General features: G+C 69.1%; 15 protein-coding genes. 11 read left to right on the plus strand and 4 right to left on the minus strand.

Translation table 11 applies throughout. The features are described from left to right. Positions 1–2 precede the first annotated feature (2 nt). The 10 genes from P2Q00_RS25050 to P2Q00_RS25095 all read left to right on the plus strand — a co-directional run bounded on the left by P2Q00_RS25050 (position 3) and on the right by P2Q00_RS25095 (position 8,313). Positions 3–920, plus strand: coding sequence for an SCO2523 family variant P-loop protein (locus tag P2Q00_RS25050; protein WP_275774953.1), 918 nt, complete (start codon positions 3–5; stop codon positions 918–920). Beyond that, positions 917–1,921: an SCO2522 family protein gene (locus P2Q00_RS25055; RefSeq protein ID WP_275774954.1), complete on the plus strand. Its 1,005-nt coding sequence runs from the start codon at positions 917–919 to the stop codon at positions 1,919–1,921. The genes P2Q00_RS25050 and P2Q00_RS25055 overlap by 4 nt, the downstream gene beginning before the upstream one ends. Before the next feature lies 1 nt (position 1,922). After that, complete coding sequence (locus P2Q00_RS25060) at positions 1,923–2,894, plus strand: SCO2521 family protein (protein ID WP_275774955.1); 972 nt, start codon at positions 1,923–1,925, stop codon at positions 2,892–2,894. Positions 2,895–2,931: 37 nt separating this feature from the next. Further along, positions 2,932–3,966 carry a DUF6879 family protein gene (locus tag P2Q00_RS25065; protein ID WP_275774956.1) on the plus strand — a complete coding sequence of 345 codons (1,035 nt, stop codon included), beginning with the start codon at positions 2,932–2,934 and terminating at the stop codon, positions 3,964–3,966. 313 nt (positions 3,967–4,279) lie between these two features. Next, a complete protein-coding gene (locus P2Q00_RS25070) occupies positions 4,280–4,495 on the plus strand; it encodes a hypothetical protein (RefSeq protein ID WP_275774958.1) in 216 nt (71 codons plus the stop codon). A 15-nt stretch (positions 4,496–4,510) separates the two neighbouring features. Beyond that, positions 4,511–5,134, plus strand: coding sequence for a DUF1266 domain-containing protein (locus tag P2Q00_RS25075; protein ID WP_275774960.1), 624 nt, complete (start codon positions 4,511–4,513; stop codon positions 5,132–5,134). 27 nt (positions 5,135–5,161) lie between these two features. Further along, positions 5,162–5,293, plus strand: coding sequence for a recombination protein O N-terminal domain-containing protein (locus P2Q00_RS25080; RefSeq protein ID WP_275774961.1), 132 nt, complete (start codon positions 5,162–5,164; stop codon positions 5,291–5,293). Beyond that, the gene (gene recO, locus P2Q00_RS25085; protein WP_275774962.1) at positions 5,290–6,036 is read left to right on the plus strand and encodes a DNA repair protein RecO; all 747 of its coding nucleotides are present in this window, start codon (positions 5,290–5,292) and stop codon (positions 6,034–6,036) included. The genes P2Q00_RS25080 and recO overlap by 4 nt, the downstream gene beginning before the upstream one ends. A gap of 16 nt (positions 6,037–6,052) precedes the next feature. Continuing rightward, positions 6,053–6,904 carry an isoprenyl transferase gene (locus P2Q00_RS25090; protein ID WP_275774963.1) on the plus strand — a complete coding sequence of 284 codons (852 nt, stop codon included), beginning with the start codon at positions 6,053–6,055 and terminating at the stop codon, positions 6,902–6,904. Between the two features lie 71 nt (positions 6,905–6,975). Next, positions 6,976–8,313, plus strand: coding sequence for a histidine-type phosphatase (locus P2Q00_RS25095; RefSeq protein WP_275774964.1), 1,338 nt, complete (start codon positions 6,976–6,978; stop codon positions 8,311–8,313). A 209-nt stretch (positions 8,314–8,522) separates the two neighbouring features. On the opposite strand, the gene P2Q00_RS25100 is transcribed toward P2Q00_RS25095, so the two are convergent. The 4 genes from P2Q00_RS25100 to P2Q00_RS25115 all read right to left on the minus strand — a co-directional run bounded on the left by P2Q00_RS25100 (position 8,523) and on the right by P2Q00_RS25115 (position 11,673). Beyond that, complete coding sequence (locus P2Q00_RS25100) at positions 8,523–8,933, minus strand: Fur family transcriptional regulator (protein ID WP_275774965.1); 411 nt, start codon at positions 8,931–8,933, stop codon at positions 8,523–8,525. A gap of 61 nt (positions 8,934–8,994) precedes the next feature. Next, positions 8,995–9,897: a metal ABC transporter permease gene (locus tag P2Q00_RS25105; protein ID WP_275774966.1), complete on the minus strand. Its 903-nt coding sequence runs from the start codon at positions 9,895–9,897 to the stop codon at positions 8,995–8,997. Positions 9,898–9,907: 10 nt separating this feature from the next. Then, positions 9,908–10,714 carry a metal ABC transporter ATP-binding protein gene (locus P2Q00_RS25110; protein WP_275774967.1) on the minus strand — a complete coding sequence of 269 codons (807 nt, stop codon included), beginning with the start codon at positions 10,712–10,714 and terminating at the stop codon, positions 9,908–9,910. Beyond that, positions 10,711–11,673 (minus strand): metal ABC transporter substrate-binding protein, encoded by a 963-nt coding sequence (locus tag P2Q00_RS25115; RefSeq protein ID WP_275774968.1) that lies wholly within the window; start codon positions 11,671–11,673, stop codon positions 10,711–10,713. The genes P2Q00_RS25110 and P2Q00_RS25115 overlap by 4 nt, the downstream gene beginning before the upstream one ends. Positions 11,674–11,856: 183 nt before the next feature. Here P2Q00_RS25115 and P2Q00_RS25120 point away from each other — a divergent pair, with 183 nt between their 5' ends. Then, positions 11,857–13,239, plus strand: a complete 1,383-nt coding sequence (locus tag P2Q00_RS25120) for a glycine--tRNA ligase (protein WP_275774969.1) — start codon at positions 11,857–11,859, stop codon at positions 13,237–13,239. The last annotated feature ends 11 nt before the right edge of the window (positions 13,240–13,250 follow it).

The following is a 13,250-nucleotide window of genomic DNA, read 5'->3' on the forward strand; positions in this document are numbered from 1 at the left end:
CCGTGCTGATCTTCGCCGCCTCCGACAAGGGGGGCACGGGCCGCTCCGTCACCAGCGCCAACCTCGCCTACCACCGTGCGCTGGCCGGGGACGACGTCTGCTACCTGGACTTCGACTTCGGCTCGCCCACCGCCTCGGCCGTCTTCGACGTGGCCGACGCCCGCGCGGCCGTCGAGGACCGCGGCCTGCACTCCTACCTCATAGGGGAGGTCGGTGAGCCGGAGCGCATCGACATCTGGGCCAAAACCGAGCACCAGGTGCTGCGCGACCCGCCGCCCGGCTGCGGCCGGCTGGTGCTGATGCCCGGCGACGTCAGCGGCGGCGAGTTCGCCACCACCGGCGACCATGTGCGGCTCTGCGTCGACCTGCTGATGAAGCTCTACTACGAGTTCGACCTGGTCGTCGTGGACCTCAGCGCCGGCCGCTCCTACGCCGTCGACATGGTCCTGGAGGCCACCGCACAGCCCGAGATGCGGGAGATCACGGCCCGCTGGCTGATCTTCCACCGCTGGACCCGCCAGCATGTGGCGGCCGCCGCGAGCCTGGTCTTCGGCGAGCGCGGCATCGTCGCAGGCGGTGTCGACCGCGGCCACGAGGAGGAGACGCTGCGCAGCGCCATCCGCTTCGTACGGGCCGCCGTACCCGATCCCGAGTCGCCGCTGTGGTCGCAGGTCTCGCCGACCCAGTCGGCGTGGATGCGCAAGACCGACAGCGACCTCAAGCAGCTTGCCTCCAACCACGGCATCGGCTACAGCCAGGTCCTCGGCTCCATTCCCCTCGAACCGGTCCTGCAGTGGCGGGAGCAGCTCATCACCGACGAGGACGTGCTCGACAGCCAGATCGCCAACATGGAGACCTGGCGGGCGCTCAGCCGGCTGGCCGCCCGGCTCACCGACGACAAGTACTGGGAGCAGGCGTGACCGAGGCCGTCTTCCGGGAGACCACGGCGGAGCTCCGCACCCAGTCCGTGCCGCTGTCCCACCTCTCCCTGGAGCTGGGCCACCTCTACATGGAGGACTTCGAGGCGGGCCCCGAGCGGCTGCGCGAGCACTTCGCCGAGGTGCGGCTGTGGGTGGACGCCGCCCGCGCCTCCGCCGCCCGCCGCACCGGCGGCAAGCGGCCCCGTATCAGCACGTGCTTCCTGATCGACGACTACTTCACCCGCTTCTCGACACCCGCCGAACTCGTCCCGCTGGTGCTGAAGGAGGCCGAGAAGGCGGGCCTGGTCATCGACTACCTGGCCCGTGAGTCGGGTTGCGCGGTCGCCGACCGGATCGAGCTCGCCGAGTCCGTCATGCACCGCCTGGTCGAGTCGCCGCCGCCGGGCAGCTACGGCTCCCGCCCCTCCGTCAGCCAGACCGGCTGGCTTGCCAACGGACAGCGCACGCCCACCACGAAGCGTGCCGCGCTGGGCGAGGTCAGGGGCTGGCAGCCGCCCCAGGAGACCGCGGCCCGCAACCACTCCGTCTTCATGGACGTCGAGCTGTGGTCGGAGAAGGACGGCAAGCGGCTGTGGTCCTGCCCGTTCCTGGCCGCCGTCTGGCAGCTGGCCCGCCTCGGACTGTTACGGCACCTCGGCGACCCGGTGCTGGTCCCGCGCCCCTGGACCGGCGAGGACTTCCCGCACGACTGGGACCGGCTGCCGCCCCTGCTCCAGCTCAACCCGCGGGCCACGGCCTTCAGCGCCTACCGCACCTGCACGCTGATGCCGAACCGTTTCCTGGCCGTCGAGGACGCCGTACGGCTCATCCTCGACCAGACGGAAGTCGACTCCGGGGCGCTGAGCCAGGTCGCCGAGCGCTCGGCCAAGGAGGGGCTCGCGGTCCCGGCGGCAGTCGCCCAGCGCGCGACGTATGTCTTCTACGAGGAGCCGGTCAACGCCCTTTCCAGTGCCAACTCCCTTTCCACTGAGGGGACTTGACATGACGACGGCCCTTCGACAGCCCGCCCGCCCGGTCCTCGCCTGTGGTGAGGTGCGCACCTGTCTGCTGCCGTCCTTCCAGGCGCTGGACGGCCGGGCCGCCGCCCAGCTGCTCAGGCTGCGCGTCGACGAACACGTCCGGATCTCCGAGCGGCCCAATATGTACGCCCTGTCCCCGGAGGTGCTGACCGGAGTGGACTGCCGGCTGCCCACCTCCAACGGCGCCAAGGTCCGGGCCGTCGGCACGGTCGCCACCCGCGCCGCGCTCACCGAGGGCCGTCTGCTCCAGTCCACCGCGTACTTCGGCGCACCCGCCGCGGGCCCCGACACCCGCCGCCCCTGGGGGCACTACCTCGTACGGCCCGGTGTGGTCGAGCCCTTCGGCAAGCTGCCCGAACAGGCCACCGCGGAAGGCGTGCTGCGCGGCGCCGGGCGCGGTGAACTCGACCTCGGAACGATCGCCGAGTCCCTGCTGACGAGACTGCTGCGCCACCCGCTCCTCGACCGCAAGGTCCCCTTCAAGTCCCGCCGTACGCACCTGCGTTGGGTCGCCCGCCGGATCCCGGAGGGCGAGCGGGCGGCACTGACGCGGTTCACGCTGGCCGAGGACGGGCTGCGGACCGTGGAGCTGAGGCTGCCGGAGGATACACCGGTCGCCTCGGCCGCGGGTCTGTGCGAGGACCTCGCGCTCCATGACTGGCTTTTGACGACCGTGGTGCACATGCTGGACAGCAGTCGGCTCGCCGCGGCGGACGGGCGCGCCGCGGTCCTGGCACTGCGCCCGGCCGTCGACCATCTGCTGCATCTGTGGATGCCGCATGCACAGGTGGACCGCTCGCTGGTCCATCTGTGGGAAGTACTGGAACGGGAACCGGGGTTCACGCGCCAGTGGCAGAACCTGGTCCAGCGCATCAGGGACCAACTGGCCGTCCAGGCCATACCGTTGCCGCACCAGGCGCTGAGCACGAGCTGAGGAGCGGCACCAACCACATACCCGACGGGGGAGACACATGAGCGGAGCGTCGTTAGGGGCAGGGCAGAACGGATCGGTCCGGCAGCGACTGGGCATACCCAAGCTGTTCCTGAAAATCGTGATCACGGCGTCGGCGGCGGGCGCAGGCTTCTTCGTGAGCATGCTGCTGCACGGGGACAACAACAACATCTGGCAGTGGGTGGCGTCCATCGTCTTCGGCAGCGCCACGCTGATCGTGCAGTACCTCGTTGACTTCGGGGAGCGGCTGGAGGTCGTCGAGAAGAGCCAGCGTCAGCACAACGACGACATGAAGCAGACTCTGAACAACCACCACTCGGAGATGCGCGAGGCGGTCGAGAAGAGCTTCGCCAAGATCAACGAGGCGACGGAGCTGTTCAGCAAGGTGGACGGTTCCGTCCTCCGCTCCGAGGAAGTGACCCGGCTGGTCAAGGCGTACACCCAGGTCGGCGACGAGTCGCCGGGGATCGTCAAGAGCTTCGCCGAGGAGGAGCTGAAGCGTCTCGCCGAGCTGATGGAGGACCTCATCAGCGGCAGAGCGGACTCCTCGTTCGAGAACCACGAGTGGCTGATCGACCTCGCCACGTGCGTCAAGAAGACCCTGTACGCCACGAGTACGACCGTGGACCGGGACTTCTGGTCCAGCGAGCCCGCGAAGCGGTATCTGAGCGCACAGGAGAAGGCCATCAAGACCCGGGGCGTGGAGGTCCGGCGCCTGTTTCTCGTGGACGAGCCGGAGCAGGTCACCGAAGCCCTCGAACAACTCTGCGTGCGGCAGCGCAGGTACGGCATCGACGCGCGTATCGGCGTGCAGTCGCAGCTGGATCCTGGCGGCACGGTGATGGACTTCATCATCTTCGACGGGGAACTCTGCTACGAGACCCGGCCGGACAATCATGTCAGGCCGGACATGACGATGCTCAGGATGAAACAGGAGCACGTCGAGGACCGCGTCAACCAGTTCAACGAACTGTGGGCGGCAACAGAGCCGGAGCATGAGCCCGAGCCGGAACAGGGGAGTGTGCGCCGCCGACTGCGTCGGGTTGCCGAATGAGGATGAGTTCTCGTCGAAGCCGCTCGAAAAAACCATCGGTTTGCGGAACATCGTCATTCCGCTAAATCCCTGGCCCCCACTTCCACCTGAGTGAACCTCGTTTCCTCCCTCGCCGCTTCAGCTCCGTCCCGAAGAACTCCCAGGCCGCCTGCGGCACTTGTAGAGCGCAGACTCCGGCCGAGTCTAGGCGGAACGGTCCACGCTGGAGAGGAAAAGCGTGAAACCCAAAAAGAAAGGGGAGCACGCTTGAGGCGCAACGAACCCGGCGCCCTGAATTGTGGGTCGTGTTCGTTACGGTCGTTAAGGAGAGGAAATGAAACCCCCCGTCGGCACTCATGTCGTGGACACGCGTACTGGAAAGGTGGGAATCGTCATGGGGCACGAAGGGCCGTACGTACAACTGAGACCGTACGGCGGAGGGAGGGAGTGGGACGCGGATCCCGGCGCCGTGCGCGGGGCCACCCAGGCGGAGCGGCTCAGCGCGGCGACCGCGTACGCCAATGCCCGCAGCCGGGGTGAGGTGCCTTGAGTAAGGTGCGGGCGCATGAGTCTGTCGAGCATGTGGAGATGGCGGCGGCCGCGGGCCGAGCGGCGGTACCCCGACCCGCTCACGGCGCACCAGCTCTGGATGGTGTCGCTGAGCGCGCCGGTGAGCCGGGACCGCAGCGCCTCGCGGACCACCCTGTACCCGTTCACGAGGATCGACGACGACAGCGCCCGCAGCTGGCTGGCGGAGCAGTGGGAGATCACCTCGCGGGAGGTGCTGGTCGGCCGGCTCGACGGGCTGTCCCGCAGCGGCTACCGGGCGCGTGCCCAGCAGCTCCTCGGCGTCTCGACGCTCGCGTGGGACGCCGCCCTGTACGTCGACATAGCCCGGCTCGGCTTCGGGTGCGGAATGATCACCGAGGCCGAGACCTGGACGGCACTGAAGAACATCGTGCCGTCGGTGGTGCGGACGTACGGCTCCTGGCGGGAGTACGCCGACCACTACCTGCTCGGGCGGACCGTGTGGCGGGACGGGCTGCGCGGCACCCAGGACGCGGCCGCCCCCGCCCCGCAGTCCGCCGCCGACGCGCATCTGAGCGCCCTGCTGGACCCGGCGAACCGGGCCAGCCCCTGGAACCTGGCCCCCTGGGACACCATCAGCCACCCCGACCGCGCCCGCTGAGTCCGGCCGTACGCGAGAATGGGTCCCATGAGTCTGTTCCGCGACGACGGCATCGTGCTGCGCACCCAGAAACTCGGTGAAGCGGACCGCATCATGCTGTGCTCTCCCGGGGGCCAACCCCCGGACCCCCGGCCGGAAGCCCGTGGCGGTGCGCGATGAGTCTGTTCCGCGACGACGGCATCGTGCTGCGCACCCAGAAACTCGGTGAAGCGGACCGCATCATCACGATCCTCACCCGCGGTCACGGCCGCGTACGCGCCGTGGCGCGCGGCGTCCGCCGTACGAAGTCCAAGTTCGGCGCCCGGCTCGAACCCTTTTCCCATGTCGACGTGCAGTTCTTCGCGCGCGGCAGCGAGCTCGTCGGCCGCGGCCTGCCCCTCTGTACGCAGAGCGAGACCATCGCGCCGTACGGCGGTGGGATCGTCGCCGACTACCCCCGCTACACCGCGGGGACCGCCATGCTGGAGACCGCCGAGCGGTTCACCGACCATGAGGGCGAGCCGGCGGTGCAGCAGTATCTGCTGCTGGTCGGGGCGCTACGGACGCTCGCCAACGGCGAGCACGCCCCGCACCTCGTCCTCGACGCCTTCCTCCTGCGCTCCCTCGCCGTCAACGGCTACGCCCCGACCTTCAGTGATTGTGCGAAGTGCGGAATGCCCGGTCCGAACCGCTTCTTCTCGGTCGCCTCCGGGGGCTCGGTCTGCGTCGACTGCCGGGTGGCCGGTAGCGTCGTACCGTCGCCGCAGACTCTGGAACTGCTCGGTGCGCTGCTTACGGGAGACTGGGAGACGGCGGACGCCTGCGAGTCGCGGCACGTGCGGGAGGGCAGTGGATTGGTCTCTGCCTACCTGCACTGGCATCTGGAACGCGGGCTGCGTTCGCTTCGGTACGTGGAAAAGTAAGGGAGACGAGAAACACATGGTCGTACGCGGGATCCTGGGACGCCGGCGCCGCGAGTACAAGGCGCCGGAGCCGCACCCGTCCGGCGCCCGCGCGCCGAAGCTGCCGGGCGAGCTGGTCCCGAACCATGTGGCGATCGTCATGGACGGGAACGGACGGTGGGCGAAGGAGCGGGGCCTGCCGCGCACGGAAGGGCACAAGGTCGGCGCCGAGCGGGTGCTGGACGTCCTCCAGGGCGCCATCGAGATGGGCGTCGGCAACATCTCCCTCTACGCCTTCTCCACCGAGAACTGGAAGCGCTCGCCCGACGAGGTCCGCTTCCTCATGAACTTCAACCGCGACTTCATCCGCAAGACCCGCGACACCCTCGACGAGCTGGGTATCCGGGTGCGCTGGGTGGGCCGTATGCCCAAGCTGTGGAAGTCGGTCGCCAAGGAGCTCCAGGTCGCTCAGGAGCAGACCAAGGGCAACGACAAGCTGACGCTGTACTTCTGCATGAACTATGGCGGGCGCGCGGAGATCGCCGACGCCGCGCAGGCCCTGGCGGAGGATGTGAAGGCGGGGCGCCTCGACCCCTCCAAGGTCACCGAGAAGACCCTCGCCAAGTACCTGTACTACCCGGACATGCCGGACGTGGACCTGTTCCTGCGGCCGAGCGGCGAGCAGCGCACCTCCAACTACCTGCTCTGGCAGAGCGCGTACGCCGAGATGGTCTTCCAGGATGTGCTGTGGCCGGACTTCGACCGGCGTGACCTGTGGCGGGCCTGCGTCGAGTTCGCCTCCCGAGACCGCCGCTTCGGCGGCGCCGTCCCGAACGAGGAACTGCTCGCCATGGAGCGGGACATGCAGGGCGGGCCGACCCCTTCGTAGGCGGCCCTTCGTGGTCGGTCCGGCCACCTCGTAGCCACCGGGGGTTCATGGAGATCGCCCACGATCCGTCCATGAGACGCGTCACCCCCGCCCTCGCCCTGTGCACCCTGCTGGTCGCGGCCCTGCCCGCGCAGGCCGCCGACCGGCACCGGCCCGCACACCGCGAGACATACGGCACCAAGGCGCCGTACGCCCCCGAGCAGAACCCCGGCACGTATGAGCAGCCCCCGGCCGGCTTCGCGCCCGTCTTCACGGAGAACGTCTCCCGGCACGGCTCCCGCGCCGCCACGGACAGCGACGACGGCGATCTGATCCTCGCCCTCTGGGACAAGGCGCAGACGGCGGGCCAACTCACCGGCAAGGGCGAGGAGTTCGGCCCGAAGGTGCGCGCCCTGCAGGCCGCCATGGCGAAGACCGGCTACGGCAGCCTGAGCGGCCGCGGCAAGCAGGAGATCCAGGACACGGCCGTACGCATGGCGAAGCGCCTGCCGTCCCTCTTCGCCGGGATCGCACGCGACGGCGAGAAGATCGACGTCGTCAGCTCCGGGCAGGGGCGCGCCGTCGACAGCGGCAACCTGTACGCGGCCGCCCTCGCGGACACCGACCCGGACCTGAAGCCTCTCATCGGCGCGACCCGCACCGACAAGGACCTGCTCTACTTCCACAAGTCGGCCGGCGGTGCGGCATACCGCGACTACATCGCGAACGACAAGCGCCTGGCGGCCACCCTGGAGTCGATCACCGACCAGCCGAAGACGCACCAGGCCGCCCGCAGCGTCCTGCGCAGGCTCTTCCAGGGCGCCTTCGTGGACGGGCTGAGCAGCGCCGACCAGGTCGCCGCCGCGCAGGCCGTCCACAACCTGTACGCGATCGCCCCGGCGATGAGCGAGGAGAGCCCGGACGGGACGGGCTGGGGGATGCAGCGGTACATCTCGCACTCCGATGCCGCCTGGTTCGGCTACCTCTCCGACGCCGAGGACTTCTACGAGAAGGGCCCCGGCTTCTCGGACAGCGACATCACGTACAAGATGGCCGATGTCCTGCTGGACGACTTCTTCAAGCAGATCGAGGCCAAACGCGCCGGCACCACCGACCTCGGCGCCGAACTCCGCTTCACCCACGCCGAGGAGATCATCCCGCTGGCCGCCCTGATGGGGCTGCCGGGCAGTACGGAACCGGCCACGCCCGGGGAGCCGTACACGTACGCCGGCAACCCGTGGCGCGGGGCGTCAGTGTCTCCGCTGGGTGCGAACATCCAGTGGGACGTCTTCGAGAAGGACGGCCGTTACCTGGTCCGCATGCTCTACAACGAGAAGGAGACGGCGTTCAAGGCCGGGTGCACTCCGATCTCGAAGGGCAGCAAGTTCTACGACCTGGACGAGCTGGAGAAGTGCTTCGGGCGCAACTGACGCGCACGTGGTCGAGTCGGCGTACTGCGCGGCGGTGACGGACGCCGGGGCGGCGCTCACCCAAACCTCGTCGAGGCGCGATTGGGCTGCGCTGCCACATCCCAGCCCGTCCGGCGTTTGAGGACGAGGCCCGTTCAGGGCCGAAACGGGGGTCTGGGGGCGGCAGCCCCCAGGGGCGGCAACCCAGCCCATCCGCACCACACAACGGCTCAACCGGCGGAGCAGTCCGCACAGGTGCCGAAGATCTCCACCGTGTGCGCCACACTCACATACCCGTGCTCGGCGGCAATCGCCTCCGCCCACTTCTCCACCGCGGGCCCCTCCACCTCGACCGCCTTGCCGCACACCCGGCAGACGAGATGGTGGTGGTGCTCACCGGTGGAGCAGCGGCGGTAGACGGACTCGCCGTCGGAGGTGCGCAGGACGTCGACCTCGCCGGCGTCGGCGAGGGACTGGAGGGTGCGGTAGACCGTCGTCAGGCCGACCGAGTCGCCCTTGTGCTTGAGCATGTCGTGGAGATCCTGCGCGCTGCGGAACTCGTCGACCTCGTCGAGCGCCGCCGCCACAGCGGCACGCTGCCGGGTGGCGCGGCCCTTCACGGGCGGTCCAGCGGTCGTCACCGGTTGCCTCCTCCTACGTCTGCGCTTGCGGGGCCATTGTGCCAGCCCGGCCTGTGCCCAGTCAGACGCCGACCGTCCCGTCCGCCTCCCTGCTGGCCGGAATCGCGCACTCTGCGGGGTCGCCGGCGGGCTGCCCGGCTGCCGCGGCGCGGGCGCGGCGGCGGGCCAGCGGGGCCGCCAGCGCGGTCAGCGCCATGAAGGCGGCGATGGTCAGGAGCACGATCGTCGCGCCGGGCGGCACGTCCTGGTAGTACGACGTGATCGTGCCGCCGATGGTCACGGAGACCCCGATCGCCACCGCGATCGCGAACGTCGCCGCAAAGCTGCGGCTCAACTGCTGCGCCGCCGCCACGGGTACGACCATGAGCGCGCTCACCAGCAGCAGGCCCACCACCCGCATCGCGACCGTCACCGTCACCGCCGCCGTGACCGCGGTGAGGAGGTTCAGGGCGCGCACCGGAAGGCCCGTCACCCGAGCGAACTCCTCGTCCTGGCTGACCGCGAACAGCTGGCGGCGCAGCCCGAGGGTGACCAGCACCACGAAGCCCGCGAGCAGACAGATCGCCGTGACGTCCGACTCCGACACCGTCGACAGCGAGCCGAAGAGATACGAGGTCAGATTGGCGTTGGAGCCGCCGGGCGCGAGGTTGATGAACATCACGCCGCCGGCCATACCGCCGTAGAAGAGCATCGCGAGGGCGATGTCGCCGCGGGTGCGGCCGTACCAGCGGATCAGCTCCATGAGGACCGCGCCGAGCACGGAGGTCAGGGTCGCCATCCACACCGGGGACGCGGAGAGCAGGAAGCCGAGGCCGACGCCCGTCATCGCCACATGGCCGATGCCGTCGCCCATCAGGGCCTGGCGGCGCTGGACGAGGTAGATGCCGATCGCCGGGGCGGTGATGCCGACGAGGACGGCGGCGAGCAGGGCCCGCTGCATGAAGGCGTAGTCGAGGAAGTCCATAACCGATCCGTCAGCTCAGCAGTCCTGTGCGCAGGGGCTCGTTCTCGTGGGGGTGGACGTGGTCGTGGCCGGGCAGGGCGTGCTGGCCGACCGCCTGCGGGGGCGGGCCGTCGTGCAGCACGCAGCCGTCGCGGAGGACGACCGCGCGGTCGATCAGGGGCTCCAGCGGCCCGAGTTCATGCAGGACGAGGAGCACGGTCGTGCCCTGCGCCACCTGCTCCCGCAGCGTCTGCGCGAGCACCTCCTGGCTGGCCAGGTCCACGCCCGCCATCGGCTCGTCCATGATCAGCAGTTGGGGTTCGGAGGCGAGCGCGCGGGCGATCAGCACGCGCTGGTGCTGGCCGCCGGAGAGGGCGTTCACCGAGTCCTTGGCCCTGTCCGCCATGCCGACCAGCTCCAGGGCCCGCCGTACGGCCGCGTGGTCCGCCTTGCGCAGCACGCCGAAGCGGGCCCGGGACAGCCGGCCGGACGACACGATCTCGGTGACGGTGGCCGGGACGCCGCCGGCGGCGGTCGTGCGCTGCGGGACGTACCCGACCCGCGCCCAGTCCCTGAAACGCCTGCGATCCGTACCGAACAGCTCGATGTCGCCCGCGCTCACCGGCACCTGGCCGATGATCGTGCGGATCGCGGTCGACTTGCCCGAGCCGTTGGCGCCGAGCAGCGCGACGACCTCACCACGTGCCACGGTGAGGTCGATTCCGCGCAGGACGGGGCGCGAGCCCAGCTCGGCGCGCACGCCGCGCAGCGATATGACGGGCTCGATGCCGGGCTCGTCCAGTGCGCCCACGCCCATGTCGTCCTCCGTAAACGTCATTTGGATCCCAGGGCCGTCTGCAGCGCCTTGAGGTTGGCCTCCTGGACCGCGAAGTAGTCCTTGCCGCGGGACTTGGCCGTGATGCCCTCGATCGGGTCGAGGACGTCGGTCTTCAGTCCGGCGTCGGCGGCGATGGTCTTCGCTGTCTTGTCGCTGACGAGCGTCTCGTAGAACACGGTGGTGACGCCGTCGGCCTTCGCCATCTTCTCAAGGTCCTTCACCCGGGCCGCGCTGGGCTCGGACTCGGGGTCGAGGCCGTTGATGGCCTCCTCGGTCAGGCCGTAGCGCTCGGCGAGGTAGCCGAAGGCGGCGTGCGTGGTGATGAAGACCTTGGACTTGGTGTTCGCCAGGCCGTTCTTGAACTGGGTGTTCAGGTCGTCGAGCCTCTTGAGCAGGGCCGCGGTGTTCTTCTTGTAGTCGGCCGCGTGGTCCGGGTCGGCCTTCTGGAAGGCCGCGCCGACTCCCTTGGCGACCTGGGCGTACCGCACCGGGTCGAGCCAGATGTGGGGGTCCTTGCCGCCCGCCTCCTCCTCGCCGTGCGAGTCGTCGTGCGAGGCGGCGTGGCCGCCGACCTCGTTGCCGTGCTTCTCCAGGGAGGTGAGGGAGCCGGCGTCGATCTTCGTCTTGACCTCGGACTGGGCCACCGCGTCGTCGACGGCGGGCTGGAGGTTCTTGAGGTAGAGCACCGCGTCGGACTCCTGGAGCTGCGCGGTCTGCCGGGCGCTGATCTCCAGGTCGTGCGGCTCCTGCCCGGGCTGGGTCAGGTTGGTGACGTGCACATGGCTCCCGCCGATCTGCTCGGCGAGGTACTCCAGCGGGTAGAACGACGCGACGACGTCGAACTTGCCGGTGTTGCCGGCGGCTGCGCTGTCGGTCGAGCAGGCGGAGAGGGTGCCGAGGCCGAGGGCGGTGACGGCCGCCACGGCCACCCCGGATATGTGCTGTCGTCGTACGTTCATGACAGTCATTTTCAACAAACATGGAAACCGTTGTCAACAAAGCTCGGTAAAGGCCGGTACAAGGCTTCTGCGAGGCCCGTAAGCCGAACCGATTTGATTGAGGGGGAGCCCCCGCCGGTACCCTGAAGCATTCGCTCTGAAGCGTCTCGCTTCGTCGCCCGTCGTCGTAATGAAGAGAGCACCGTGGCCGCCGACAAGATCGACACCATCGTCAGCCTGAGCAAGCGCCGAGGCTTCGTATTCCCGTGCAGTGAGATCTACGGCGGCCAGCGCGCCGCCTGGGACTACGGGCCGCTGGGTGTCGAGCTCAAGGAGAACCTGAAGCGCCAGTGGTGGCGCTACATGGTGACGTCGCGCGAGGACGTGGTCGGTATCGACTCGTCCGTGATCCTGGCCCCCGAGGTCTGGGTCGCCTCCGGCCACGTCGCCACCTTCACGGACCCGCTCACCGAGTGCACCTCCTGCCACAAGCGGTTCCGTGCGGACCACCTGGAGGAGGCCTACGAGGCCAAGCACAAGCGCCTGCCGGAGAACGGCCTGGCGGATGTGAACTGCCCGAACTGCGGCAACAAGGGCCAGTTCACCGAGCCCAAGCAGTTCTCGGGGCTCCTCTCCACCCACCTCGGCCCTACGCAGGACTCCGGCTCGATCGCGTACCTCCGGCCGGAGACCGCGCAGGGTATCTTCACCAACTTCGCCCAGGTGCAGACCACTTCGCGCAAGAAGCCCCCGTTCGGCATCGCGCAGATGGGCAAGTCCTTCCGCAACGAGATCACGCCCGGCAACTTCATCTTCCGCACCCGCGAGTTCGAGCAGATGGAGATGGAGTTCTTCGTCAAGCCGGGCGAGGACGAGAAGTGGCAGGAGTACTGGATGGAGCAGCGCTGGAACTGGTACACGGGCCTTGGTCTCCGTGAGGAGAACATGCGCTGGTACGACCACCCGGCCGAGAAGCTCTCCCACTACTCCAAGCGCACCGCCGACATCGAGTACCGCTTCCAGTTCGGCGGCAACGAGTGGGGCGAGCTGGAGGGTGTCGCCAACCGCACCGACTACGACCTCTCCTCGCACTCCAAGGCCTCCGGCCAGGACCTCTTCTACTTCGACCAGGAAGCCGGCGAGCGCTGGACGCCGTACGTCATCGAGCCGGCGGCCGGTGTCGGGCGCGCGATGCTCGCGTTCCTGCTCGACGCCTACGTCGAGGACGAGGCGCCGAACGCCAAGGGCAAGATGGAGAAGCGCACGGTGCTGCGCCTCGACCACCGCCTGGCGCCCGTGAAGGTCGCGGTGCTGCCGCTGTCCCGCAACCCGGAGCTGTCCCCGAAGGCCAAGGGCCTCGCCCAGGCGCTCCGCCAGAACTGGAACATCGAGTTCGACGACGCCGGTGCGATCGGGCGCCGTTACCGGCGCCAGGACGAGATCGGTACGCCGTACTGCGTGACGGTCGACTTCGACACGCTGGACGACAATGCGGTGACGGTTCGCGAGCGCGACTCGATGAAGCAGGAACGCGTGTCGCTGGACCAGATCGAGGGTTACCTGGCTGGGCGTCTCGTCGGCGCCTAGGTCCACTGGGG

Origin of the sequence: Streptomyces coacervatus, assembly GCF_029223485.1 — a bacterium.
Taxonomy (GTDB): domain Bacteria; phylum Actinomycetota; class Actinomycetes; order Streptomycetales; family Streptomycetaceae; genus Streptomyces; species Streptomyces coacervatus.